The 23,479-nt window shown below is 59.9% G+C and carries 19 protein-coding genes and 1 riboswitch; of the genes, 7 read left to right on the top strand and 12 right to left on the bottom strand.

Annotation, left to right across the window (positions count from 1 at the left end):
* Nucleotides 1–85 precede the first annotated feature (85 nt).
* The 3 genes from ABIA48_RS19605 to ABIA48_RS19595 all read left to right on the top strand — a co-directional run bounded on the left by ABIA48_RS19605 (nucleotide 86) and on the right by ABIA48_RS19595 (nucleotide 3,266).
* Nucleotides 86–973 carry a nitrilase family protein gene (locus ABIA48_RS19605; protein WP_429490707.1) on the top strand — a complete coding sequence of 296 codons (888 nt, stop codon included), beginning with the start codon at nucleotides 86–88 and terminating at the stop codon, nucleotides 971–973.
* A gap of 16 nt (nucleotides 974–989) precedes the next feature.
* The gene (locus ABIA48_RS19600; RefSeq protein WP_429490705.1) at nucleotides 990–2,192 is read left to right on the top strand and encodes a hypothetical protein; all 1,203 of its coding nucleotides are present in this window, start codon (nucleotides 990–992) and stop codon (nucleotides 2,190–2,192) included.
* Between the two features lie 78 nt (nucleotides 2,193–2,270).
* Nucleotides 2,271–3,266 (top strand): asparaginase, encoded by a 996-nt coding sequence (locus tag ABIA48_RS19595; RefSeq protein WP_429490703.1) that lies wholly within the window; start codon nucleotides 2,271–2,273, stop codon nucleotides 3,264–3,266.
* Nucleotides 3,267–3,406: 140 nt separating this feature from the next.
* Here the strand turns inward: ABIA48_RS19595 and ABIA48_RS19590 are convergent, their stop codons facing one another.
* From ABIA48_RS19590 to ABIA48_RS19575, 4 genes are all read right to left on the bottom strand, one after another.
* Nucleotides 3,407–4,324, bottom strand: a complete 918-nt coding sequence (locus ABIA48_RS19590; RefSeq protein WP_429487394.1) for an IS110 family transposase — start codon at nucleotides 4,322–4,324, stop codon at nucleotides 3,407–3,409.
* A gap of 436 nt (nucleotides 4,325–4,760) precedes the next feature.
* Complete coding sequence (zapE, locus tag ABIA48_RS19585; protein ID WP_007998226.1) at nucleotides 4,761–5,855, bottom strand: cell division protein ZapE; 1,095 nt, start codon at nucleotides 5,853–5,855, stop codon at nucleotides 4,761–4,763.
* Nucleotides 5,856–5,945: 90 nt separating this feature from the next.
* Entirely contained in the window at nucleotides 5,946–7,301 is a 1,356-nt protein-coding gene (locus ABIA48_RS19580) for a tryptophan--tRNA ligase (protein ID WP_429490700.1), read from the bottom strand.
* Nucleotides 7,302–7,325: 24 nt separating this feature from the next.
* Nucleotides 7,326–7,955 carry an alpha/beta hydrolase gene (locus ABIA48_RS19575; RefSeq protein ID WP_429490698.1) on the bottom strand — a complete coding sequence of 210 codons (630 nt, stop codon included), beginning with the start codon at nucleotides 7,953–7,955 and terminating at the stop codon, nucleotides 7,326–7,328.
* 144 nt (nucleotides 7,956–8,099) lie between these two features.
* Here ABIA48_RS19575 and ABIA48_RS19570 point away from each other — a divergent pair, with 144 nt between their 5' ends.
* Nucleotides 8,100–8,534, top strand: coding sequence for a YhcB family protein (locus ABIA48_RS19570; protein WP_429490696.1), 435 nt, complete (start codon nucleotides 8,100–8,102; stop codon nucleotides 8,532–8,534).
* A gap of 245 nt (nucleotides 8,535–8,779) precedes the next feature.
* Here the strand turns inward: ABIA48_RS19570 and ABIA48_RS19565 are convergent, their stop codons facing one another.
* The 7 genes from ABIA48_RS19565 to ABIA48_RS19535 form a co-directional block, all read right to left on the bottom strand.
* Complete coding sequence (locus ABIA48_RS19565) at nucleotides 8,780–9,520, bottom strand: OmpA family lipoprotein (protein WP_007989831.1); 741 nt, start codon at nucleotides 9,518–9,520, stop codon at nucleotides 8,780–8,782.
* A gap of 103 nt (nucleotides 9,521–9,623) precedes the next feature.
* Nucleotides 9,624–10,265 carry an MBL fold metallo-hydrolase gene (locus ABIA48_RS19560; protein WP_429490694.1) on the bottom strand — a complete coding sequence of 214 codons (642 nt, stop codon included), beginning with the start codon at nucleotides 10,263–10,265 and terminating at the stop codon, nucleotides 9,624–9,626.
* 86 nt (nucleotides 10,266–10,351) lie between these two features.
* Nucleotides 10,352–13,090 carry a LuxR C-terminal-related transcriptional regulator gene (locus tag ABIA48_RS19555; RefSeq protein WP_429490692.1) on the bottom strand — a complete coding sequence of 913 codons (2,739 nt, stop codon included), beginning with the start codon at nucleotides 13,088–13,090 and terminating at the stop codon, nucleotides 10,352–10,354.
* Nucleotides 13,091–13,266: 176 nt separating this feature from the next.
* Entirely contained in the window at nucleotides 13,267–14,631 is a 1,365-nt protein-coding gene (locus ABIA48_RS19550; RefSeq protein ID WP_429490691.1) for a DUF1329 domain-containing protein, read from the bottom strand.
* 28 nt (nucleotides 14,632–14,659) lie between these two features.
* Nucleotides 14,660–16,561 (bottom strand): DUF1302 domain-containing protein, encoded by a 1,902-nt coding sequence (locus tag ABIA48_RS19545; RefSeq protein ID WP_429490689.1) that lies wholly within the window; start codon nucleotides 16,559–16,561, stop codon nucleotides 14,660–14,662.
* 338 nt (nucleotides 16,562–16,899) lie between these two features.
* On the bottom strand, nucleotides 16,900–18,582 hold the full coding sequence (locus tag ABIA48_RS19540) for a fatty acid--CoA ligase (protein ID WP_429490687.1): 1,683 nt from the start codon (nucleotides 18,580–18,582) through the stop codon (nucleotides 16,900–16,902).
* Nucleotides 18,583–18,743: 161 nt separating this feature from the next.
* Complete coding sequence (locus ABIA48_RS19535) at nucleotides 18,744–19,373, bottom strand: LysE family translocator (protein ID WP_429490685.1); 630 nt, start codon at nucleotides 19,371–19,373, stop codon at nucleotides 18,744–18,746.
* A 91-nt stretch (nucleotides 19,374–19,464) separates the two neighbouring features.
* Here ABIA48_RS19535 and ABIA48_RS19530 point away from each other — a divergent pair, with 91 nt between their 5' ends.
* The 3 genes from ABIA48_RS19530 (at nucleotide 19,465) to ABIA48_RS19520 (ending at nucleotide 22,311) form a co-directional block, all read left to right on the top strand.
* Nucleotides 19,465–20,430: a 2-hydroxyacid dehydrogenase gene (locus tag ABIA48_RS19530; RefSeq protein WP_429490682.1), complete on the top strand. Its 966-nt coding sequence runs from the start codon at nucleotides 19,465–19,467 to the stop codon at nucleotides 20,428–20,430.
* 33 nt (nucleotides 20,431–20,463) lie between these two features.
* Nucleotides 20,464–21,462, top strand: a complete 999-nt coding sequence (locus tag ABIA48_RS19525; protein ID WP_429490680.1) for a methyltransferase — start codon at nucleotides 20,464–20,466, stop codon at nucleotides 21,460–21,462.
* 51 nt (nucleotides 21,463–21,513) lie between these two features.
* Nucleotides 21,514–21,637: riboswitch (yybP-ykoY riboswitch) on the top strand.
* An 89-nt stretch (nucleotides 21,638–21,726) separates the two neighbouring features.
* Nucleotides 21,727–22,311 carry a TMEM165/GDT1 family protein gene (locus ABIA48_RS19520; protein WP_008016665.1) on the top strand — a complete coding sequence of 195 codons (585 nt, stop codon included), beginning with the start codon at nucleotides 21,727–21,729 and terminating at the stop codon, nucleotides 22,309–22,311.
* A gap of 132 nt (nucleotides 22,312–22,443) precedes the next feature.
* On the opposite strand, the gene ABIA48_RS19515 is transcribed toward ABIA48_RS19520, so the two are convergent.
* Nucleotides 22,444–23,262: a M48 family metalloprotease gene (locus tag ABIA48_RS19515; protein ID WP_429490678.1), complete on the bottom strand. Its 819-nt coding sequence runs from the start codon at nucleotides 23,260–23,262 to the stop codon at nucleotides 22,444–22,446.
* Nucleotides 23,263–23,479 lie beyond the last annotated feature (217 nt).

The following is a 23,479-nucleotide window of genomic DNA, read 5'->3' as shown; positions in this document are numbered from 1 at the left end:
CGCTGACTTACGTCCAGCGGCTGATTCAACTCTTATAAACACGCAGTTAAACAACGTGAATAACAATAAAAAGGGGTCATCCGTAATGAGCGAGCCAACAAGTCCTGTTCGTGTAGCCGTCGTGCAATTCGATCCACAAGTCGGCCTGGAGAATCGCGAAGCGAATCTGCGGCGCAGCCTGGAACTGGCGCTGGAAGCGGTCAACGGCGGGGCGAATCTCATCGTCGTGCCTGAGCTTTCCAATTGCGGCTATTTTTTCCGCAACCGGCAGGATGCCTTCGACCATTCGGAGCTGATTCCCGAAGGGCCAAGTGTGCAGAGCTGGTTAGCGTTTGCCGGTAAACACAAGGTTTATCTGGTTGCCGGCCTGGCCGAGCGTGACGGCATGCGCTTGTTCAACACCAGCGTCCTGCTCGGGCCGGACGGTTTTATCGGCAAGTACCGCAAAGCCCATTTGTGGAATCTGGAGAAATTGTGGTTCACACCGGGTGATCTGGGTTTCCCGGTGTTTGATACACCCATTGGCCGCATCGGGATGCTGATCTGCTGGGACATCTGGTTTCCGGAAGTACCGCGCATCCTCAGCCAGCAAGGCGCGGACATCATTTGCAGCCTGAACAACTGGGTCTGGACGCCACCGCCGCTGTTCGACGATGCCGGCAAGTGCATGGCGTCGTATCTGACGATGACCGCCGCTCACGTCAACAATGTGTTTATCGCGGCGGCGAGCCGGATCGGCGAAGAGCGAGGCGCTCGCTACCTCGGCTGCTCGCTGATTGCCGGCACCAACGGCTGGCCGATTGGCGCGGTAGCCTCAGCGGACAAACAGGAAATTCTGTTTGCCGACATCGACCTGACCAGTTCACGCAGCGCGCCCATCTGGAACAACCTGAACGACCTGCATCGCGATCGTCGAGCCGACCTCTACGGCCAAATGCTCGGCTATACCCAGCACGCATGTCTCCCGCGCTGATCAGGAGACATCACTCATGAAAACCACAACCAACAAAAACCGCCCTATCCACCGAACGCCTTTCGATACGGCGATCATCTTGCTGATGATCGGCACGACATTGCTGATTATCTGGCTTTCATTCACCAACCGTTCCTTCTGGTCCGCTCATTGGCCAAGCTACAGCGACATGCTGTCGGGCCTGCCCGAGCCGAGCGCCTGGTTGCGCTGGGTGGTGGGAGACATCAGTGAAGTGGCTTTCTACAAACACGAGTTCGCCTCCATCGGGCTGCTGGCGGGGGCCTATCTGGCGTATTGGGCGAATCGCACGAAAAGACCCTGGCAAGGCTTCGCCATTTCCTATGGCACCGGGTTGTGGCCGTGGCTGGTCACCAGTTCCCTGCTCGGTTTGTTGCTCAGCAATCTGCTGTGGGGCTGGACGGTGACAGCCTCGAGCTGGCAACCCACGTTTGCCGCATTTGTCTCGCTGCCAGCGGCGATGGTGCTGATGTTTGGCGGCGGCTGGAAGGTCACGATCAACGGCGCGATCATGGGGGCCGTACTCGTCACGCCCATGTGTTTGCTGATCGTCAACCATGTCTGCAACCCACTGGGCCTGCCGGTGGTGATCGGCAATGTCTCGGGCATGGCGATCGCCAGCGTGTTGGCTTTTCTGCTCTGTCGTTACCTGCCGAGCCTGGTGAAATCCGCCCCATGCGAAACGCCATCGGACCTTGCACCCGCACCCACCCCCACCAAAACGCCGGATTACGGTGTGGTCTGGAGCTTGCGCAGGGTCCTGGCCGACTTCTCGGAAGCGCCGTTCTTTGGCAATGAACTGGCAAGCATCGGATTGCTGGCCGGTGCATGGCTGGCCTACACCTTGAACCCCATGAGCCCGGTTTACGGCTCAGGCCTGCTGCCACAACTGATCGGCGCCCAGGCGCTGACCTCTGCCATCGGCGTCGTGTTCTGGCGCCGGCAATGGATGTTGCGCGGCTGGTACCCGACCTACGTGCCGCTGGTGTCCGTCGTGCCTGCGGCGCTTTTGACTTATGGCGGCAGTTGGCTGGTCATCGTCTCGAGCGCAGTACTGGGGGCCTTGTGCGCGCCACCCCTGGCCTGTGCGATATCCGCCAGATTGCCGACCGACATGCACGGCTACATCGGCAATGTCCTGTCCATGGCTGTCAGCACGGCATTGATCATCCCCCTGATCGGCTTCCTGATCGCGCTTTGAAGCACGCGGCCAACCGGCTGTATCACGACCTCAAAAGCGGATACAGCCACCCCTCATCGCAAGTAAGCGAGGTATGACATGGACCTACCCAAACTGGCCATCGCTGCGCTCGGTGGCACCGTGAGCATGCAAGCCAGGAACGCCGGCGAAGGCGTGATTCCGACGGTCAGCGGCGAAGCCCTGCTGGCATCCGTACCGCAATTGACGACGCTGGCCCGGGTGACGGTTGAAACCCTGGGCCTGCTGCCCAGTGCATCATTGAACTTCGGGTGCCTGCTGAGCGTACTTTCCTGGGCGAAATATCAGGTAGAGCAAGGTGCCGTCGGCGTGGTCATCACCCAAGGTACCGACACCCTCGAAGAAGCGGCCGTGTTTTTCGATTATCTATGGGACTGCGATGAACCCCTGGTCCTGACGGGCGCCATGCGTTCGGCCAAACAGCCTGGCGCCGACGGCCCGGCAAATGTGCTGGATGCCTGCCGTGTCGCGCTGGCCGAAAACAGCAGGCGCCGAGGCGTCCAGGTAGTGATGAACGGGCAGATTCATCAGGCCAGGTGCGTACGCAAAACCGATTCGCTGGCCCTGCAAGCATTCTCTTCACCTATCTTCGGCCCCGCTGGCTTGCTGGTGGAAAACCACGTTGGCTATTTGTGTCCGTCGGTGCCGCGCAGCGTTCTGCCCTTGCCACAACACACAACGCATAAGGTCGCCTTGCTGGAAGCGTCACTGTCTGCCGATACCCTGTTATTGGAAAACATCCTCAAACTCGGCTACGACGGGTTGGTGATTGCCGGTTTCGGTGCCGGGCATGTCTCGGAGAGCTGGGCTGCGATGATCGAGGTCATCGCCGGGAAAATCCCTGTGATCATTGCAACCCGCACCGGTTCTGGCTCCACCGCGCAACATTCCTACGGGTTTGCTGGCAGCGAGTTGGACCTGATTCGCAAGGGCGCACTGATGGCAGGCTTTCTCTGCCCGCGCAAAGCCAGGATCCTGCTTTGGCTACTCCTCGGCTGCCAGCGGCAAGATGAATTGGCACGCTATCTCAACGACAACTCTCACCTTCAACCCTGATGCAAAACCCTGTGGGAGCAACTGTCTTCCCCCTGCCGCTCGTCACCGCCATTCGGTGCCGTCCCTCAACATGGCATTCAGCCGGATAAGTAGGATCCGCATGCAGGCGATGAGCGCAACTGTCTTCCCCCTGCCGCTCGTCACCGCCATTCGGTGCCGTCCCTCAACATGGCATTCAGCCGGATAAGTAGGATCCGCATGCAGGCGATGAGCGCAACTTTCGCGCTCTTGCCTCGCTCCCGAAGAGCGTCATAGCGTGCCTTGAAGTTTGGCTGATGACGGATTACGACCCAGCAAGACATGTAAAGCGCACGTCTGACGCGGGCTCTGCCTCCGTAGATTTGACGTTTTCCGCTGTGATTGCCGCTGTCGTCGTTGTACGGCGCAATTCCCGCCAAGGCCGCCACTTCACGACGATCAAGCGCGCCCAATTCGGGCAGGTAAACCAGCAAGCTGGCTGTGGCCACCGTACCGATGCCTTTAACGGAAATGAGTCGTTCGGCTTTTTCGGCATCCAGCTCATGCATGCTCTGATGGATGGTTTTATCGAGCTGCTTGATTTGCACTTGCAGGTAGTGAACAAGGCCTTTGATCGCCTCGCTAACAGCGGGTAACTGAACTTGCTGAAGCCGGCGCTTGTTGTCGTCTCGTTGCTGAACAAACTGCTCGCGCAACTGGATCAACTCGCGCAGTGCTTCACGTTCCGGCGAAATGATCTTGTCGCGGGATGCATGCAGCACTTCAGCGAAGTCCGCCAGCACGGCCGCGTCGATGGGATCGGTCTTGGCATTCTTGCCCATGGCCACGGCGAAGGCTCTGGCCCGGCGGGGATTGATTCTAAGCACTTTGAAGTCGGCGCCCTGCAGTGCCGCCATGACCTTGCATTCGTAACCACCGGTGGCCTCCAGCAGAACCCGGTCAACCTCGTACTGGCTCAGGCGCTCAATCAGCTCAACAAAGCCTTCTGACGTATTGGGAAGGTCAAAACCTTCACCCTGAGGTTGAACCCATACAACCAGGTTTGATTTGGAGATATCGATGCCGACCCAGGAAATCATGGCAAAACCCTCTTACACTCAGGAGTGAGAGTGCTCTGGCCTTGCCCACGCTTGTGATTCGAGTGGCGCTCGTCCAACTGTTCGGGCTTATGGGCCAGAGTGGAAAGGTGGATGGCAGCTTGGCTCCCACACGTGCTTTTAGCACCGCGGACTCACAGCTTGCCATTCACCTCTCTCACCCCAGAGCTTATCCCTAGATCTAGACACAAGCGGGCTTGCCCGCGATAGCGGATTTTCAGTGAAATTAATATCAACTGACCCGGCGCCTTCGCGAGCAAGCCCGCTCCCACAGGGGGCCTTTAAAGTTAAGCCACAACGCAATCTGTAGCAGCTGGCGTAGCCTGCGTCCGGCTGCTACAAGGAAGGCGTAGCGTCCGGGTTCGCCTGACTGATCGGCATTATGCAATGCAGGCCTTTTTAGTTTTCGAATCTCGCCCTACGGCTTGTGCGCCCGGGACAGGAATTCGTGAGATTGCATCTCCAGCAGACGACTCAAGGTGCGCTGGAATTCGAAATTCAAGCGACCACCGGTGTACAGATCCTTGAGCTCGACTTCGGCAGAAATGATCAGCTTCACGTTACGGTCGTAGAATTCGTCGACCATGTTGATGAAGCGTCGGGCGATGTCGTCGGTGGTGACGCTCATCTGCTCGACATCGCTGAGCAGCACGGCGTGGAAGATCTTGCCCAGTTCGATGTAGTCGTTCTGGCTGCGCGGGCCATCGCACAGTTCGCGGAAGTTGAACCAGGCCACGTCATCGCAGGTGCGCAGGGCACGAATTTCACGGTTTTCGATCATCAGCACGTCATTTTCGACCGCTGCCGTGCATTCCGGCGTCAGTGCACGGAAGCTCTTGCGCAGGCTTTCGTTGGCGGCTTCGTCGAGCGGATAGTGGAACAACTCGGCTTGTTCGAGGTGACGCAGACGATAGTCGACGCCGCTGTCGACATTGACGATCTCGGTGTTCTGCTTGATCAGCGCAATGGCCGGCAGGAAGCGCGCGCGTTGCAGGCCGTCCTTGTACAGGCCGTCCGGCACGATGTTCGACGTCGCGACCAGGGTCACACCGTTCTTGAACAGTTCTTCCATCAGGGTGCCGAGGATCATGGCGTCGGTGATGTCGGAGACGAAGAATTCATCGAAGCAGATCACCCGGGCTTCGGTGGCGAAGCGCTTGGCGATGATGGTCAGCGGGTTTTTCTCGCCACCCAGGGTCTTCATCTCTTCGTGCACACGCTTCATGAAGCGGTGGAAGTGAGTGCGGGACTTTTCCTTGAAGGGCAGCGCTTCGAAGAAGGTGTCCACCAGGTAAGTCTTGCCGCGACCTACGCCGCCCCAGAAATAAAGGCCCTTGACCGGGGTCTGATCCTTCTTGCCAAACAACTTGCCCAGCAGGCCCGGCTTGTTTTGCTCGGCCGCGACCAGGTCGTCGTACAGGCGCTGCAAATGACGCACGGCAGTTTCCTGCGCGGCGTCATGGAAGAATTCCGGGCGTTTCAGATCAGCTTGATATCGTTCTAGGGGCGTCATAATTCGTTAGCAAGGCAACAAAAACGGGCCGACACTGTAGCGACGGCCCGGAAGAATGGCAATCGGCCCTTGGTCGGGCCGAACCGTTGTTTATTCCTGAACCGGCGTCAGGGCAATGCGCAAGGCCTCGATGGCCGCGTCGCGTGCAGCGCTGTCAGCAAAGGCCGGACTGTCGGCGACGCACTGGCCTTCCAGCCAGACACTGAAGTTCAGGTCTTCATTTCGCACGTCCAGTGGCTGACCCGATTGCAGTTGCTTGGTCACCTGACCGGCGGTCTTGCCATCGGCGAAGTTGCGCGACAGCAGCAGTTGTTCGCCATCGGCGGCCAGCAGACGGAAGCGGAAACTGCCGTCGTCTTCACGGAAGCTGACAAAACGCGCAGCTTTCGCGGCTTTTTTCTTGATGGTCGTCGCCACCTGGGTCTGGGCAACGAAGGAGCGCAGGCCCACCGCTTCACGCAGTTCGTTGAGGAACGGCGTCGCTACCGAACGGGCCTTTTTCGCGCCGTGTTGCAGGATGTCTTCCAGATCCGCCGGGCGCTCGATCAGCTGGTTGTAGCGCTCACGGGATTCGCCCAACTCGCTGTCCAGCAGCTGGAACAGACGATTCTTCGCCTCGCCCCAACCCAGGCCCTGCAACAGTTCGCTGCGGAACTCGTCGGCCTGCGCCGGGGTGGCGAACGCCTGGAACAGGGTGAACAGGTGCGAATTATCCGGATCCTTGGCTTCGCCCGGCGCGCGAGAGTCGGTGACGATCCGCGAAATCGCGTCCTTCATTTCTTTGGCACTGCTGAACAGCGGAATGGTGTTGTCGTAGCTCTTCGACATCTTGCGGCCATCAAGGCCCGGCAATGTGGCGACGCTTTCTTCGATCAACGCCTCGGGCATGGTGAAGAACTCTTTGCCCTGGCCGAACAGGTGGTTGAAGCGCTGGCCGATATCCCGCGCCATTTCCACGTGCTGGATCTGGTCGCGACCGACCGGCACCTTGTGCGCGTTGAACATCAGGATGTCCGCAGCCATCAGCACCGGATAGCTGTACAGGCCCATGGTGATACCGGCGTCCGGGTCTTCGCCGGTCTCGACGTTCTTGTCCACCGAAGCCTTGTAGGCGTGGGCGCGATTGAGCAGGCCCTTGGCAGCGACGCAGGTCAGCAGCCAGGTCAGCTCGGGAATTTCCGGGATGTCGGACTGGCGGTAGAACGTCACGCGGTCGACATCCAGACCACCGGCCAGCCAGGTCGCGGCGATTTCCAGACGCGAGCGCTGGATGCGCAGCGGGTCATCGCATTTGATCAAGGCGTGGTAGTCGGCCAGGAAGTAGAACGAGTCGGCATTGCTGTCGCGGCTGGCAATGATCGCCGGGCGGATGGCACCGGCATAGTTGCCCAGATGTGGCGTGCCGGTGGTGGTGATGCCGGTGAGGATACGGGTACGAGTCGTCATGGGTAATCGCTTGTCAGACTGCAATCAATTCGAGAGACGCGGCAGGATCAGATCCTTGAGATCGGTCAGCTTGCCATGAAAAAAGTGTCCGCATTCTGCCACTTTCAGCAGCTCATGGGGGCGTTCGAGCTTGTCAGACCATTGGTAAACGACTTGTGGATCGATCACTTCGTCGGTTTCCGGCTGAATCAGGGTCAATTCGCCATGCTGCGGCAGTTGATCCTGATCCCCCAGGCGCATGACCGCCGGCGCGACCATGAACAGGTGCTTGAGCTGCTCACCCTTGGCCTCAAGGCGTCCGCCGAGACTGGCTGCAACAAATCCACCGAAGGAGAAACCGAACAGGGTCAGCGGCAATTCCGGGTGTTTGGCCCGGAACCACTCGGCCACAGCCTGGGCATCATCGACTTCACCCGTGCCCATGTCGTGGGTGCCTTCGCTGGCGCCGACTCCACGGTAGTTGAAACGCAAGGTAATCAAACCGGCATCTCGCGCGGTGCGCTGCAGGGTCGAAACCACTTTGTTGAGCATGGTGCCGCCCTGTACCGGGTTCGGATGGCAGATCAGCGCCAGGCCACGAGGCTGCTCGTTGTCCAGGTACAGTGCTTCCAGTTGACCCACCGGGCCAGCAATCACTACAGGGGTTTCACGCATAAGCAAGGAAGGAACTCCGTGACCTCGAATCGGGTCGACTCGTCTAGCAAATTGTCTGTGACTGTCTATTGCGAGTGAATCGCGGTATACAGCGCAGGTTCGAGCCGTTAACGTAAAGCAAAGCCGTTTATAGAGGAAGGACTCGTGGAACACTCGCTCTTAGTTTGGTTGTTACCGACTCTTGCCCTGGTTGTGGGTGTCGCCATTGGGTTTCTGATCGCTCGCCTTGCGCCGAATGCCGCGCCCAGCCGCACGCAGCGTCAGCTGGACGATATTCAGGAACGTTTCGACAGTTATCAGAACGAGGTGGTGACCCACTTCAACAGCACGGCGACCCTGGTCAAGAAACTGACTCAGAGCTATCAGGAAGTGCAGGACCATCTCGCCGAGGGCGCCAACCGCCTGGCCCTGGACGAACAGACTCGCCAACGCCTGTTGGCCTCCCTGCACGCCGATGCGGCACAGGCACCCCGTGAACGCCTGACGCCACCACGCAATCAGGAGCCGCCTCGCGACTACGCACCGAAAGCCCCGAACGCGCCGGGCATGCTCGATGAGCATTACGGCCTGAAGAAGTAATCAGGTTTCGCGCATAGCAAAAAGCCCCTGGACAATCACATGTCCGGGGGCTTTTTTGTTTCTGATTCGATATTACTGTTGCCCACACTGGCCTCTTCGCGAGCAAGCCCGCTCCCACATTGGAATGCGTGCAAATGTGGGAGCGGGCTTGCTCGCGAAGGGGCCGGATCTGACAACACAAAAAAAACCGCCCGACCTGTTAAGGATCGGGCGGTTTTTTTTACGCCTGGGGTTCAATCAGGCGATCAAGGGTACTGCTGGACCGTACCTTGCTGCTGGGCACCGTACTGCTGGCCCGGAATCGCCTTGAGGTTGACCTCTACACGGCGGTTCTGCGCACGGCCATTGATGTCGCCGTTGCTGGCAACCGGGCTATCCGGACCGGCGCCGCGAGCGCTCAGGTTGGCACCGCTGACACCTTGCGAGGTCAGGTAGGTTGCCACGCTCTGGGCACGACGCTGGGACAGGTCCATGTTGTGCTGGCGGCTGCCGGTGCTGTCGGTATAGCCGACGATCTCGATCTGGTTCTGGTTGAACTCTTTCAGCGAGCCAGCCAGGTTGTTCAGCGGCTGGTAGAAACTTGGAGCAATATTCGCCGAATCAGTAGCGAACGTGATGTTGCCCGGCATGATCAGCTTGATCTGGTCGCCCTGGCGCTGCACTTCAACCCCGGTATTGGCCATGCTGGCGCGCAGCTTTTTCTCTTGCTGATCGGCGTAGTAGCCGTAGCCGGCGGCGGAAGCACCGACCACTGCCGCACCGATCAGCGCGCCCTTGCCACGGTTATCGTGGTTGATGGCAGCACCGGCCAGCGCACCGGCCAGAGCGCCGAGGCCACCGTATTTCGCGGTCTTGCTCATGCCTTCGGAGCCGCTATCCGCCTGGCCCTGAGCCTGGCCTTGACCGCCGTAAGGGTTAGGCGAGGCACAACCGGACAAAACGGCCACAGCCGTAGCGACAATAATCAAACGACGCGTGGTGAACATGTAAAGCTCCTACTTTTTTGCATTCTGTGGTGCAACGGACCAAGGCATCAGCCTTTGCGGGCGTTGGATCATGTTAATCAGTAAAAATTCCAACTGTTACAAATCAGCCCCGAACAAACGGATTCTCGCGCATTTCGTCGCCCAGCCGGGTATCCGGACCATGTCCGGTTACCACGGTCGCGTCTTCGTCGAGGGTGTACAGCCGCTGTTTGATCGAGCGCACGATGGTCGCCTGATCGCCACCCCACAAATCCGTGCGCCCGACGCCGCGACGAAACAACGTATCACCGGCAATCAGCAGCTTAGCCTCTGAAAACCAAAAGCTCATGGAACCCGGTGTATGGCCCGGCGTGTGCAGCGCCACGCCACAGCCGCAGGCCAGTTCTTCATCATCGGTCAGCCAGCGGTCCGGGGACGGCACCGGGGTATAAGGGACGCCGAACATCTGGCACTGCATTTCCAGGTTGTCCCACAGAAACTGGTCTTCCTTGTGCAAATGCAGGGTCGCGCCGGTTTTCTCCTTGAGTTGACCGGAGGCCAGGAAATGATCGAGGTGCGCATGGGTGTGAATGATGCTGACCACTTTCAACCCCAAGGCATCGAGCCGCGCCAGGATCAGCTCATGATTGCCACCCGGATCGACGACGATGGCCTTTTTCGTCACCGGATCGCCGATGATCGTGCAGTTGCACTGCAAAGGGCCGACGGGGAAAGTTTCGCGGATAAGGGTGGGTTGCTGGGACATCGGGGCCTGCTCGATAAACGGGGACGAGCGATTTTCGCACAATTGAGTATCCAGCCAATGGCCGCGATGTGTAACGTGAAAAATACTTAACCCAGTACTCCCAACTCCTTGGCCCGCGCCACGGCCTGCGTGCGTCGCTCGACCCCCAGCTTGCTGTTGATGTGGCTGGCGTGGGTCTTGACCGTGTGCAGGGAGATAAACAGCTGATCGCTGATTTCCTGGTTCGAACAACCTTGGGCGATCAATCGCAGGACCGCCATTTCCCGCGTGCTGAGCTGTTCCGCGGCCGCACAGGACTCCAGCCCGGGACGGGCAGCCAATGCCGGCAGTTTTTCACTGAGGCTCAGGGAAACGGGGGTTGGCGGACAGAGTTGCAGCTGCCCACGCAGCCAGTCCGGGTGCTCGGCCAGCAAGCCCTCAAAGGGTTGCAGCACCCCTCCGCCGGCGGCGTCCAGCGCCTGAGCCAGTGCCTTGCGTGCTTCCGGCTCGCGCCCGCTGCCAAGCAACAACATCACTTTCTGGGTCAACGCCATGGCACTGAGCATCTGCCGACCGCTTTGCTGGCCGTGTTCCAGCAGCGCATTCAAACGTCCTTCGGCCAGCATCGGTTGGCCCTGGATGACTTCCAGCAAGGCTTGTTGCAGTTCGATATGCAACGGCAATTGCGGGTGGAATTCCGGTGGTGCCGCGCCGTTTTCGCCGTTATAGGTCTGCCCCAGACGCGCCAGCCAGGCTTCGGCCAGATCGGTGCGTCCCTGGGCCAGCCAGAGTTCACATTTGACCAGGGTGATCATCGCCAGGTAGTAGATCGGCGGTACGTCCCAGATGTGCATCAGCCGTTCGGCTTCGGCCAGTTCGGCAAAAGCCTTGGCGAACTCGCCGCTGCTGCCTTCCAGCCTGGCAATCACGCAGTGGCCGATGAGCACGCTGATGTCGCGACAGGCGCGCGCCTCGCTCAAACCGGCCTGCAATCGCACCCGCGCCGCTTGCGGCTGCATGCGCAGGGCCAGCAAAAAGCCTTCGTACAAGGTCAGCCGGGCGCGAACCGCATACAGCCGTTGCGCAGACAAGCTCTGCAAGCGCTGCAACCCCTGACGGACCTCTTCCAGCGCCCGACAGATTTCCCCGCGTGCTTGCAGAACCCGGGCGCGGTCGTAGTGTGCCAATGCTTCGAACAACGGGTTGCCGACCCGCTGTGCCAGCTCCAGCGACTCGCGGTTCAGCCCCCGTGCCCGCCACAAATCACCGTCGGCAATGGCCAGGTTGGACAAGGTCGAGAGACACATCAGGCGCTGGCCGTAACGCTTGGACGGAAGACTGTCCAACGCTTCGCGGCAATACCACTGCGTCAGTTCGCGGTTGCCGCGCCCACGGGCAATGATGCCACTCAACGCCAGCCATTGAGCCAGCATGGACTTCTGTGCGGTGGCCGACGGCGCGGGCAGGAAGCGGCTCAAATGGCTGGCCAGCTCCTCGGCCGCATCCAGTTGACAGGCCATCCCCAACGCCCAGCTATAGAGCACGATCAGCCGCGGTGTGCTGATCAGCAAGCTGTCAGGCAAGTCCATTTTCCAGCGCAGCAACATGCCGACGTTCTGCTCGGCCAGCAGTTGCTCTTCGGAGAGGTTCTGCACCAGGTTCGCCGCGACGTCCAGATGACCGGCACGCAGGGCCTGCTCCACGGCCTCATCGAGCAGTCCCTGGGCATTGAACCAGCGGCAGGCGCGCAAGTGCAGGCTGGCGGCCGGCACCATCGACTGAGAAGTCGGCCGCGTACGCAACAGATCGGAAAACAGGTGGTGGTAACGATACCAATGACCATGCTCATCCAGCGGCACCAGGAACACCTGGTGAGCGAGCAGGAAGCGCAGGATCTCCCCGCTGTCATGGGCGTCGCGAACGGCATCGCACAGCTCACTGCAAAAACGTTCCTGGGGCGCCGTGTCGTAGAGGAATGACTGGACCTCGACGGGCAGGCAATCGATGACCTCTTCGAGCAGATAATCGCGGATCAGCCCCTCCCCACCGTGCAACGATTGCGGCAGTGCGCCATCGGTGCCCGCCTCCGAGGCAGCCAGCAGCCAGAAGCGCAACCCCGCGACCCAGCCTTCGCTGCGCTGGATCAGGTTTTCCAGTGCCTCGCCGCGCAAGGAACTGCTGTGCCGGTCGAGCAGGCTCAAGGCCTCGTCGTGGGTCAGGCGTAAATCCTGTTCATGCAACTCAAGCAGTTGCCGCGACAGCCGCAGCCGTGCCAGGTGCCAGTCGGGACGCTGGCGACTGGTGACCATCACCAGCAAACCATCGGGAAGATGATTGAGGAAAAATTGCAGGCAACGGTCCAGCACCGGCCCCTGGGCCAGATGGTAATCATCCAGCACCAGCAGCAATGGCGTCGCCGTGGACAGGTGCCCGGCCAATTCGTCGAGCAGGCCGTCCAGCCATTCTTCGAACGCGAACGGCTGATGGCGCTGGCGCATTTTCAATAGGCCGAGGGATTGTCTGCCCAGTTGTGGAAAGTAGTCCTGAAGGCCTTCCAGCAGGCGCTCGAGAAAACGTCCAGGGTCGCTGTCTCGCGGGCTCAACCCCAGCCAGAGACTTTGCCAGTGCGCCGGCAACCCCTGACAAAACTCCACCGCCAACGAACTCTTGCCGAACCCTGCCGGTGCGCTGACCAGCAATAACCTGCCACCGAGCCCGGCACTCAGGCGCTCGCACAAACGTGGGCGCAGCACATGGCCGTCGGGCAACGGCGGGCGGAAGAAGCGCCCGTCGAGTGTCGCGACAGCAACGTTTGCAGAACCTGGGGGTGTAGACAAATCAGTCATAGCCGGCTCTTGTTTGAATTGCGGGTGGCGGCGTTGCAGATGTCCGCAGACTAGCCGTAAACGGATAGGGAATGAAGGTAATTGCTACAAATGGCTACAAAAAGTCTACAAACAAAAAAAACGCCCCGAACCAGTCGGGGCGTTTTTCAGAGGGTGCGGCCTCTATTCAGTTCACGTCAGCGAACACCATCCTGACGCAAGGCGGCCGGGGTGAAGTCGCTGGTGGTGGCAGTGAAGCCGAAGTCATAGGCCGACTTCTCTTCGTTCTTCATGCCCAACGCCAGGTAACGACCCGATTGCAGGTCATACAGGGCTTCGAGGGCATACCACGGCACTTGCTTGTCGTAGTAGTTCTCGGCATGGGCCTCGGCGACGCGCCACAATTGTCCGCGACCGTCGTAGTGATCGATGACCGCTGCTTGCCAGGTGTCTTCGTCGATGTAGAAGTCACGCTTGGCGTAGATGTGGCGCTGACCTTCCTTCAGGGTTGCAACCACATGCCACACACGACGCAACTCGTAACGCGCCAGGTCCTGGTTGATATGACCGGCTTTGATGATGTCGTCGTACTTGAGCGTTGGCGAGTCGAGTTTGTAGCTGTCGGAGGCGATGTACATCTCTTTCTTGCCTTCGAGCTTCCAGTCATAACGATCCGGTGCACCGTTGTACATGTCCAGGTTATCGGAGGTACGCAGGCCGTCGGCCGCGGTACCCGGGCCGTCATAGGACACTTGGGGTGCACGGCGCACACGACGCTGACCGGCGTTGTAGACCCACGCCGAACGCGGTTCCTTCACCTGGTCGAGGGTTTCGTGCACCAGCAGTACACCACCGGCCAGACGTGCCGGCGCGGTCACTTTCTGCTTGAAGTAGAACAGGATATTGCCCGGGTTTTTCGGGTCGTAATCCTTCATTTTGTCGCGGAACACGAACTGGTCCTGGAAGTACACCATGCTATATGAGCCATTCGGTTGCGGTGTCGCCTGGGTCACCAGACGGGTCACGCTGCCCCCGCGATAGCGGGTGATGTGGTTCCAGATGACTTCCACGCCGCTTTTTGGAATCGGGAACGGCACCGCCGTTTCGAAGTTCTCCAGACCGTTACCGCCGGACACCAGGTTGGTGTTGGTGGCGTTGCGCTTGATGGCGGCGAACACATCATCCGGCACGGTGGCACCGCGGTGGGACGGGTACACCGGCATCTTGAAGGTTTCCGGGTAACGCTTGAACATCGCGTACTGACCAGGGGCAAGCTTGGCCTTGTACTGTTCGACGTTCTGCGCCGTGATAGTGAACAGCGGTTTTTCACCCGCGTACGGATCGGACAGGAAGCCCTTGCTGTCGATGGAACCGGCATTCTTCGCCAGTGGTTTCCAGGCCGGGATCGAACCGTCGGCGTTACCCGCCATTTCAGCGCCCATCGGGGTCAGGCTCTTGCCCAGCTTGTCGGCTTCAGCCTGGGGAACCGCTGCAATGACGCTGGTCGCCAGCAGCGAAAGGCCCAGAACACCGGCGTGGAACAGACTCTTTGTTATTTTCATATGCGTGTTTGTCCTGAAAATACAGTGCTTAGAAGTTCACGCCGAGGCTGAGCGCAACGAAGTCGCGGTCATCCACGGTGGTGTACTTGCCGTCGAAGAAGTTGGTGTAAGCCAGGCTCGCGGTGTAGGTGTTCTGGTATTCGGCGTCGACACCCAGGCTCACCGCCTTGCGGCCCTCCTCGAAGTTGCCGCCAGGGCCAGGGGAATAACCGCTCACGTCATGGGACCAGGCAACGTTCGGCTTGAGGTTCACACCGGCAAACACGTCGTTGTATTCCCAGATGGCGCGACCGCGGTAGCCCCACGAAGTCGGAGTGGTGAAGCCTTCGTTGGTGCAGTTACGGCTGCGGTTGTTGGTCGGAGTACCCGGACCGGCACCGTTGATGGTGCTGGTGTTGAGCGTCACGCAGGTATCGAGCGCGCCAGAGGCTGGCAATTCACCCGGGCCATAGACCGGATCGCGGCCATAACGAACGTCGGAAGTGCTTTCCAGGCCGCCAACGTGGGTCACGCCCACTTCACCCACCAGGGTCAGACGGCTGGCGCCCATGACCTGGTCAAAGAAGTGCGTCAGGGTGGTCTGGAACTGGGTGACTTCCTTGCGACGATAACCGTGCAGGTCCTGACCCGGCACGCCGGTCAGCAGCGATGCATTGGTCAACGGATTGTTCGGGTTGTTATTGCCCAAAGGACGTATACCGGAGAACAGGATGTCGGTGGTATTGAGTTGCACCGGAGCGTTCGGACGGTAGCTGATCTCACCGCTCCACGCCGTACCGGTAGGCAGGGTGGTGGAGAAGCTCAAGCCATACAGGCGAATGTCCTCGGGGTATTCGATGAAGTATTGCGAATTGCCTGCCACCAGCAGTGGCCCGAGTGCCGCGAACGGGCCTGGGAGCCCTGCTGCCGTGTTGTAGACCGACTGCGGCGCACCGGTGGCGCTGAAGATCGGTGCACGGCTGTGGTAGTTCATGAAGTAGGCGCCGAACTCGGTGTCCAGCGGATCGAACATGTACTTGAAGGACGCGCCCCACTGACCGCTGTCGCGGGCATCACGATCCGGACCACGACGCACCAGAACACCTTCTTCGTTGACGTCGACGCCGTTGGCGGCCAAAGGCCCCAGGGCAATGGCCGGAATTTGCGAACGCTTGTTCAGCACGCGCAGGTTGTTGTCGCAGCCGTCGGCAACGATGTCTGGCTGGGAGAAGAACGTGCCGCAGTTGTCGACGACGGTCTGGTCCCATTCAATTTGGTAGAACGCTTCGGCCGAGAGGTTTTCGGTCAGGCTCTGGGACACATAGAACATGTTGACCGGGATCAGGCCTTCCTTGATCTCGGCACCCGGACGACGGAACGCGGACACGTCGATCGGGTTGATCGAGTTGATGCCACCACCGATGAAGGTACTTTCACCCCAGCTCACGACCTGCTTGCCCAGACGCACGGAGCCTGGCTGATCGGCAATGGAGTAGTTGTGGTAGACGAAGGCGTCGAGGAGTTGAGTGCCAGCGGACTTGGCGCCTTCCTTGCGGCCGTCGTCACTGATGTCCTTGAACGGACGGCTTTCGTCTTTCAGTTCAAAGTCGTACCAGTATTTGCCACGGACGAAAACACCGGTATCGCCGTATTTCAGTTCAAGGTCATGGATGCCCTTGAAGATCTTCGAGAAGGTTTCGCCGCTCTTGAAGTTCAGGTGACCATCATCAGAGGTCTGCGACAGACCCCGGCCACCGTTGTTGACACCGATGAGGTTCTTGTTCGGCTGCTGAGTAGACCAACTGGCACCAATCGACAGGGATGAGTCGAACTGACCTTCGATTTCACCAACGTTGAAACTGACGCCGAATGCTGGCCCGGCGAGCGTAGAGGCAAGACTGACAGCCAGGGGCAGTTTCGCCCGGCGCCAGAACTGGTTTACTGATGTCATCGACGCTACTCCATGTGCATTTTATTTTTATGGCATGAGCACTTCTAAAAACGCTGTGGATAACCGGGAGCCATGGCATCCCAAAGTCATTCCAAAGTTGCATCGCTCCGGTTCGTGCGGTTGCCCCGTTCTTAAAAATCCTTGAGCGGACTATAGCCAGCAGGTAGTAGTGCTTGATCCCTCTAAAGTGTGATTTGCAGTTGCCAGCCACTCTGGAACAGTCCTTTCGCCAGTCCGACACCCGTCGGCCCGGCAAGGATGGCTGAAAATTTCGTTTTGACAAGCCAAGCGCTTGCTTGGTGGGGCTGGCGTGCCCTTTCGGGCACGCCGAGAGGCGCTTAAAGCGTCGAGAGAAAGGTGCTGTTGGTGGCTTGCCATTCGGTGATGTCGACACGAATGCGCTTCTTGTCGAGTTTGCCGACGCTGGTCTTGGGAATTTCAGTAACAAGGGCGATCTGGCTCGGGATCGCCCACTTGCTCAAGTGCCCCAGTTCCACAAACGGCTTGAGGTGTTCCTTAAGTTCACGGGCCCCAATCGCATGTCCCTCACGGAGCACCAGCAGGGCAAACGGCCGCTCGCCCCACTGCGGATCGGGGATCCCCACCACCGCTACTTCGCGTACCGCCACATGACGGCTGATCAGGTCTTCCAGATCCAGGGAGGAGATCCACTCGCCACCGGTCTTGATCACGTCCTTGATGCGGTCACGAATGTCGATCACCCCCATGCTGTCCAGGGTCGCCACGTCACCGGTGTGCAGCCAGCCTCCGGCCCAGAGCTCGGCGCCCTTCTGCGGTTCGTTGAAATAACCCTCGGTGAGCCAAGGCGCGCGCAACACCAGTTCGCCCTGGGTCTCGCCGTCGGCGGGCAGGAAGTTGCCCTCGGTGTCGACAATCGCCGCCTCCACCAGCGGCCCGGGCACGCCGGCCTTGATCCGGTAGGTGGTGCGTTCGTCTTCGGTGCCGGCCATCAATTCGTCGTTGAGGTGCGCGCACGACACCAGCGGCCCGGTTTCCGACATGCCGTACGCCGCGGTCAACTGAATGCCTTTGGCCTTGGCCGCCTCGTACAGCGTGCGGTTCAGGGCACTGCCGCCGATGACGATTTTCCAGCCGCCGAAGTCGACGTTCTGCGCGGCCTTGGCATTGAGGACCATTTGCAGGATGGTCGGCACGCAATGGGAGAACGTGACCTTCTCCTCGCGCCACAACTCCACCAGGTATTCCGGGTCATAGCGGCCGGGATACACCTGTTTGAGCCCGAGCATGGTCGCCACGTACGGCAAGCCCCAGGCGTGGACGTGGAACATTGGAGTGATCGGCATGTACACGTCGTTGGTGCCCAGCAGGCGCACGCTATCGATCGCGCCCATGATGGTCGACACACCCATGGTGTGCAGCACCAGTTGCCGATGGGTGAAGTACACGCCCTTGGGATTGCCGGTCGTGCCGGTGGTATAGAACGTGGTCGCGACCGAGTTTTCGTCAAAATCCTGAAAGTCGTACTGCGGGCTCGCCGCTGCCAGCAGTTGTTCGTATTCGCCGACGAGGTTCGGCAGCTCCGCGGTTTTTTCCGGCAGGTCAGTCAGCAGCAGGGTTTTCTCGACCGTGGTCAGTTGCCCCTCGATTGCCTTGTAGAGGCCGACGAACTCGCTGTTGACCAGCACAAAGCGGTCCTCGGCGTGGTTCATGGTGTAGAGGATCTGCTCCGGCGACAACCGCACGTTGATGGTGTGGATCACGGCGCCGATCATCGGGATGGCGAACATGCATTCCAGGTAACGATGGCTGTCCCAGTCCATCACACCCACAGCATCCCCGGGCTTGACCCCGGCCGCCGTCAGCACATTGGCCAGGCGGGCCACCCGTTCGATCAGGGTCGGGTAGCTGTAGCGCAACTTGTCGCGGTAGATGATCTCGCGGGTTTTCTCATAACGGGCACCGGACATCAGCAGCCGTTTGATCAATAGCGGGTATTGGTAAGCGCCTTCGGCCGGGGGGATAACGCGAGTCTGCAACATAAGAATCCCTTTAATCTGACTGCACGGTCGTGACTGAAAGTACGCACTGTAGTGCCCTTGAACGCCAGCCAAATCAGCCAAAGGAATGATTTGCAGAGCATTGCAGATGCTAGCATTGAGCCAGCACCTGCAAGTCTTTTCTGTCTGTAGTGTCTACGGAATCAATGCATCTCGGTGAATGCCAGCTTCACGCCAATCGCAATCAGCACCGCGCCCATGGTCCGGTCGAACCAGTGGCCCATGCGGGCAAAACCGGCGCGTACGCGCTGCTGGCTGAACAGCATCGCCACCAGGCAGAACCAGGCTGCTGTCGCCGCCGCCAGGTAAACCCCGTAACCGGCCTGCACGGCCAATGGTGTATGCGGGTTGATGACCACGGTGAACAGCGAGAGGAAGAACAGTGTGGCTTTCGGGTTGAGACCGTTGGTGACGAAACCCGAGGTGAAGGCGCCACGGGCCGTGCGCTCGCCGGCTTCCTTGTGCAGATCGTCCACCACAGGCTTGGCCGGTTGCGCGCGCAGTGCCTTGTAGCCGATGTACAGCAGGTAAGCGGCTGCAGCCCATTTCAAGGCATTGAACAGCACAATCGACTGGGACACGATCAGGCCGATCCCCAACAGGGAATAACCCACGTGCAGGAAAATCGCCGAACCCACACCCAGCGCGGTCCAGGTGCCTGCGCGGCGACCGTGGGTCACACTCTCACGCACCACGACGGCAAAGTCCGGGCCGGGACTGGCCACGGCCAGCAGGTGAATCAGGGCAACGGTCAAGAACTCTGTCCAGTACATGGGGGCTCCTTCAGGCCAAGCGTATCTATTTATTTCATCTGGTAGGCTCGGCAGATTACGCCTTCAGTTCAATGCACAAAAGGTACAGTTGATGACGAACACTCGCCGCGCCGTTTTCCTCGACCACCCGTCCCTGGACCTCGGCGACCTTGATCTCAGCCCGCTGCGCAGTTGTTTCAGCGATTTGCAGCTGTTCGCCCAGACCTTGCCCGATCAAGTCATCGAACACCTCAAGGGCGCCACCGTTGCCATCAGTAACAAGATCCTGATCGACGCCGCCGCCATGGCTGCCAGCCCTGATCTGAAGCTGATCCTGATCACCGCCACCGGCACCAACAACGTCGACCTCGCCGCCGCCCGCGCCCACGGAATTACCGTATGCAACTGCCAGGGCTACGGCACACCATCGGTGGCGCAGCACACAATCATGCTGCTGCTCAACCTGGCCACGCGCCTGGCCGATTATCAAAAAGCCGTCGGCGAAGGTCGCTGGCAGCAGGCCAAACAGTTCTGTTTGCTGGACTACCCAATTGTTGAACTTGAAGGCAAAACCCTTGGCCTGCTCGGTCATGGCGAATTGGGCGGCGCGGTCGCACGGCTGGCTGAAGCCTTCGGCATGCGCGTTCTGCTGGGACAAATTCCCGGACGCCCCGCCCGGCCGGACCGCCTGCCACTCGATGAACTGTTGCCGCAAGTCGATGCCCTGACCCTGCACTGCCCGCTCAACGAGCACACCCGCCACTTCATCGGTGCCCGTGAACTGGCCTTGATGAAACCCGAAGCGTTCGTGGTCAACACCGCCCGCGGCGGCCTGATCGACGAACAGGCGCTGGCCGACGCCTTGCGCAACGGGCATTTGGGCGGCGCTGCCACTGATGTGCTGAGCGTCGAACCGCCCATCAACGGCAATCCGCTGCTGGCCCACGATATTCCGCGCCTGATCGTCACCCCGCACAACGCCTGGGGCAGCCGTGAAGCGCGCCAGCGGATCGTCGGTCAGGTGACCGAAAACGCACTGGGATACTTCAACGGTAAGGCGCTGCGAGTCGTCAGTTGATAAACTGCGGCACTTTTTTCCACGGGAGCAGTTATGGATCCGCGCAGTGAAGTACTGCTTCGTCAGGTCGAGTTATTCCAGGGTTCGGTGCTGTTGGCCGGTTTACCTGCCGACGACTTGCTGGGCCGTCTGCCAGAGGCTCATGGCTGGTGCTGGCACGCCGGCGATCAGGCCGCGCTGGACGCCCGCTTCGCCGAGCGCAGCCATTTTGGCGTGAACGCGCCGGAGCGCGGGTTCGATACCGCCGTGGTCTTTCTGCCCAAGGCCAAGGACCTGACCGATTACATTCTCAACGCCCTCGCCTCGCGGCTGGCCGGGCGCGAGCTGTACCTGGTCGGCGAGAAAAAAAGCGGCATCGAAGGTGCCGCCAAGCAACTCAACCCGTTCGGCAAGCCACGCAAACTCGACAGCGCGCGACACTGCCAGCTCTGGCTGGTCACCGTGGCCAACGCACCGCAAGCCAAACCGCTGGAAAGCCTGGCGCAGACCTACGAACTGCCGCTGGCCGAAGGCCCGTTGAAGGTCATCAGCCTGCCGGGGGTGTTCAGCCATGGTCGTCTGGATCGCGGCAGCGCGCTGCTGCTGGAACACCTGGACAAACTGCCCGGCGGTCACTTGCTCGATTTCGGTTGCGGCGCCGGGGTGTTGGGCGCAGCGGTGAAACGTCGTTACCCGCACAACCAGGTCACATTGCTGGACGTAGATGCCTTTGCCGCTGCCAGTAGTCGCCTGACCCTGGCTGCCAACGGTCTGGATGCCGAGGTGATTACCGGTGACGGAATCGATGCCGCCCCGATGGGTTTGAGTGCCATTTTGAGCAATCCGCCGTTCCATGTCGGCGTGCACACCGACTACTTCGCAACAGAGAACTTGCTGCGAAAAGCAGCAAAACACCTGAAAAACGGTGGCGAACTTCGCCTGGTAGCGAATAGCTTCCTGAAATATCAACCGCTGATCGAAGAGCATCTGGGCGTGTGTGCAATCAAGGCCGAGGGACAGGGTTTCAGAATCTACCGGGCCAAACGCGGCTAAAACCTCTTTGAAAAAGAAGGCTTGCCGAAAGGATTTTGCCTAGGCAGAATCCGCCCCGTCCTAGGGGAGTAGTCTCCCACGAGCGCCATGCTCGTCCGGCATGCGTCAACATACTTGGTCCTCAGACCATGGCGCATGCGACCCAAGCATCCACATCAGCTGGATCGCAGGGTTTGACAAGACCTATGACACGCACACCTTACCCGGGGCGGGAAGGCTGTACGTGTCATAGCCGTGTCGACCCGCCCCTTAGGAAAACCCCTGATGCTGGATTCACTTCTCGTACCTACCGCAATCGTTGCCTTGGCCGAAATCGGCGACAAGACGCAACTGCTCGCGCTCATTCTCGCTGCCCGTTTCCGCAAGCCCTGGCCGATCATCGCTGGTATCGTCGCCGCGACCCTGGCCAACCACGCGGCCGCCGGTGCAGTCGGTGCCTGGGTCGGCAGTTTCTTCTCGGATACGATGCTGCACTGGATCCTCGCCGCGAGCTTCGCCGCGACCGCACTGTGGACCCTGGTGCCGGACAAGATGGACGACGACGAAGCCAGCACCGCCCGCAAGTTCGGGCCGTTCCTGACCACGCTGATCGCGTTCTTCCTGGCGGAAATCGGCGACAAGACGCAGATCGCGACCGTGATGCTGGCTGCGCAATATCCGGAGTTGTGGCTGGTGATCATCGGCACCACCCTCGGCATGCTGATTGCCAACGTGCCCGTGGTATTGGCCGGTAATTTTGCCGCAGATAAATTGCCATTGACCCTGATCCGTCGACTGGCGGCATCGGCGTTCTTCATCCTGGCGATTGTCGCGGTGTACAAGGCGATGCAGAGCAGTGGGTGGGTTTGACGAGGTAACGCAGTAGACCGCGTTATCGTTCTTCGCGAGCAAGCCCGCTCCCACATTGGTTTTGTGCTCGACGCCGAACCCTGTGGGAGCGGGCTTGCTCGCGAAGAGGCCAGCAGTCTCACCGCATGACGATCAGGACTTCCTGGCCTGCTCGTACAAAGGCATGACTTTCGGAATCGCCGCCTGCAACGCCGCAATACGACTCGCCGATGCCGGGTGAGTGCTCATGAACTCTGGTGGCGCCCCCTCCGAGACCTTGCTCATCTTGTTCCACAGAGTGATTGCGGCATTCGGGTTGTAGCCGGCGCGGGCGGCCAGTTCCAGGCCGATCAGGTCCGCCTCGTTTTCATTGGCGCGACTGTTGGGCAAGGTCATGCCGTAGTTGGCCACGGTATCGGCCAGGGCCATGGTGTCCTGCCCCAACCCCAACAAGGCACCGGCGCCCTGCTTGGCCATTTCGATGCCGTAAGCCTTGGACATCGCTTCACGACCGTGCTCGCGCAGCGCGTGGGCGATTTCATGGCCCATGATCGCGGCGATTTCATCATCGGTCAGTTTCAGGGTGTCGATCAGCCCGGTGTAAAAGATGATCTTGCCGCCAGGCCCGCAGTTGGCGTTGAGTTCATCGCTCTTGATCAGGTTGACTTCCCACTTCCACTGGGCCGCATCCGGACGAAACGTCGGTGCCTGGGCAATCAGCCGGTCGGCAATTGCCTGAACCCGCCGGGCTTCATTGCTGGTCTTGTCCAGCACACCTTTGCTGGACGCTTCGCCCACGGTCTTCTGATAGGACTGGGCGTACATCTGGTCGACCTCTTGCGAGGACAACATGCTAAACATGTACTGCTTGCGCTCAATGCCCACGGCACCGCCGCTGGTGGTGTTGACCGACTGGCAACCGGCGAGCAGCAGCGCGGAGCCCAGTGCACTGACAACCAAAATCTTGTTCATCAAAAAACTCCCTGAAAACATGCCGCGTATCCTAGGCGTGGAAATGTATCGGCGCCAGATACAACGGACGTAAGACGCACAATTCGGACAAAGCTCTCACCGGTGCAGGAAAAAATTCACAATCCGGGGCGAGCCGCAGCCCATCACGCCGCACATTGATTCATTTGCGACATCCGGCACGCAAAAACAATCAATTCAGCGACCCGAACTCATGCCC

The organism is Pseudomonas sp. S30_BP2TU TE3576, assembly GCF_050436025.1.
In the GTDB taxonomy this organism is placed as follows: Bacteria; Pseudomonadota; Gammaproteobacteria; order Pseudomonadales; family Pseudomonadaceae; genus Aquipseudomonas.
Note: the sequence above shows the minus strand (reverse complement) of the source record. Positions and strands in the feature narration are given on the sequence as shown.

Excerpts from the sequence above, each read along its gene's own strand:
- ABIA48_RS19605 (WP_429490707.1), top strand. The coding sequence starts at position 86 with ATGAGCGAGCCAACAAGTCCTGTTCGTGTAGCCGTCGTGCAATTCGAT.
- ABIA48_RS19600 (WP_429490705.1), top strand. The coding sequence starts at position 990 with ATGAAAACCACAACCAACAAAAACCGCCCTATCCACCGAACGCCTTTC.
- ABIA48_RS19595 (WP_429490703.1), top strand. The coding sequence starts at position 2,271 with ATGGACCTACCCAAACTGGCCATCGCTGCGCTCGGTGGCACCGTGAGC.
- ABIA48_RS19590 (WP_429487394.1), bottom strand. The coding sequence starts at position 4,324 with ATGATTTCCTGGGTCGGCATCGATATCTCCAAATCAAACCTGGTTGTA.
- zapE (WP_007998226.1), bottom strand. The coding sequence starts at position 5,855 with ATGACGCCCCTAGAACGATATCAAGCTGATCTGAAACGCCCGGAATTC.
- ABIA48_RS19580 (WP_429490700.1), bottom strand. The coding sequence starts at position 7,301 with ATGACGACTCGTACCCGTATCCTCACCGGCATCACCACCACCGGCACG.
- ABIA48_RS19575 (WP_429490698.1), bottom strand. The coding sequence starts at position 7,955 with ATGCGTGAAACCCCTGTAGTGATTGCTGGCCCGGTGGGTCAACTGGAA.
- ABIA48_RS19565 (WP_007989831.1), bottom strand. The coding sequence starts at position 9,520 with ATGTTCACCACGCGTCGTTTGATTATTGTCGCTACGGCTGTGGCCGTT.
- ABIA48_RS19560 (WP_429490694.1), bottom strand. The coding sequence starts at position 10,265 with ATGTCCCAGCAACCCACCCTTATCCGCGAAACTTTCCCCGTCGGCCCT.
- ABIA48_RS19555 (WP_429490692.1), bottom strand. The coding sequence starts at position 13,090 with ATGACTGATTTGTCTACACCCCCAGGTTCTGCAAACGTTGCTGTCGCG.
- ABIA48_RS19550 (WP_429490691.1), bottom strand. The coding sequence starts at position 14,631 with ATGAAAATAACAAAGAGTCTGTTCCACGCCGGTGTTCTGGGCCTTTCG.
- ABIA48_RS19545 (WP_429490689.1), bottom strand. The coding sequence starts at position 16,561 with ATGACATCAGTAAACCAGTTCTGGCGCCGGGCGAAACTGCCCCTGGCT.
- ABIA48_RS19540 (WP_429490687.1), bottom strand. The coding sequence starts at position 18,582 with ATGTTGCAGACTCGCGTTATCCCCCCGGCCGAAGGCGCTTACCAATAC.
- ABIA48_RS19535 (WP_429490685.1), bottom strand. The coding sequence starts at position 19,373 with ATGTACTGGACAGAGTTCTTGACCGTTGCCCTGATTCACCTGCTGGCC.
- ABIA48_RS19530 (WP_429490682.1), top strand. The coding sequence starts at position 19,465 with ATGACGAACACTCGCCGCGCCGTTTTCCTCGACCACCCGTCCCTGGAC.
- ABIA48_RS19525 (WP_429490680.1), top strand. The coding sequence starts at position 20,464 with ATGGATCCGCGCAGTGAAGTACTGCTTCGTCAGGTCGAGTTATTCCAG.
- ABIA48_RS19520 (WP_008016665.1), top strand. The coding sequence starts at position 21,727 with ATGCTGGATTCACTTCTCGTACCTACCGCAATCGTTGCCTTGGCCGAA.
- ABIA48_RS19515 (WP_429490678.1), bottom strand. The coding sequence starts at position 23,262 with ATGAACAAGATTTTGGTTGTCAGTGCACTGGGCTCCGCGCTGCTGCTC.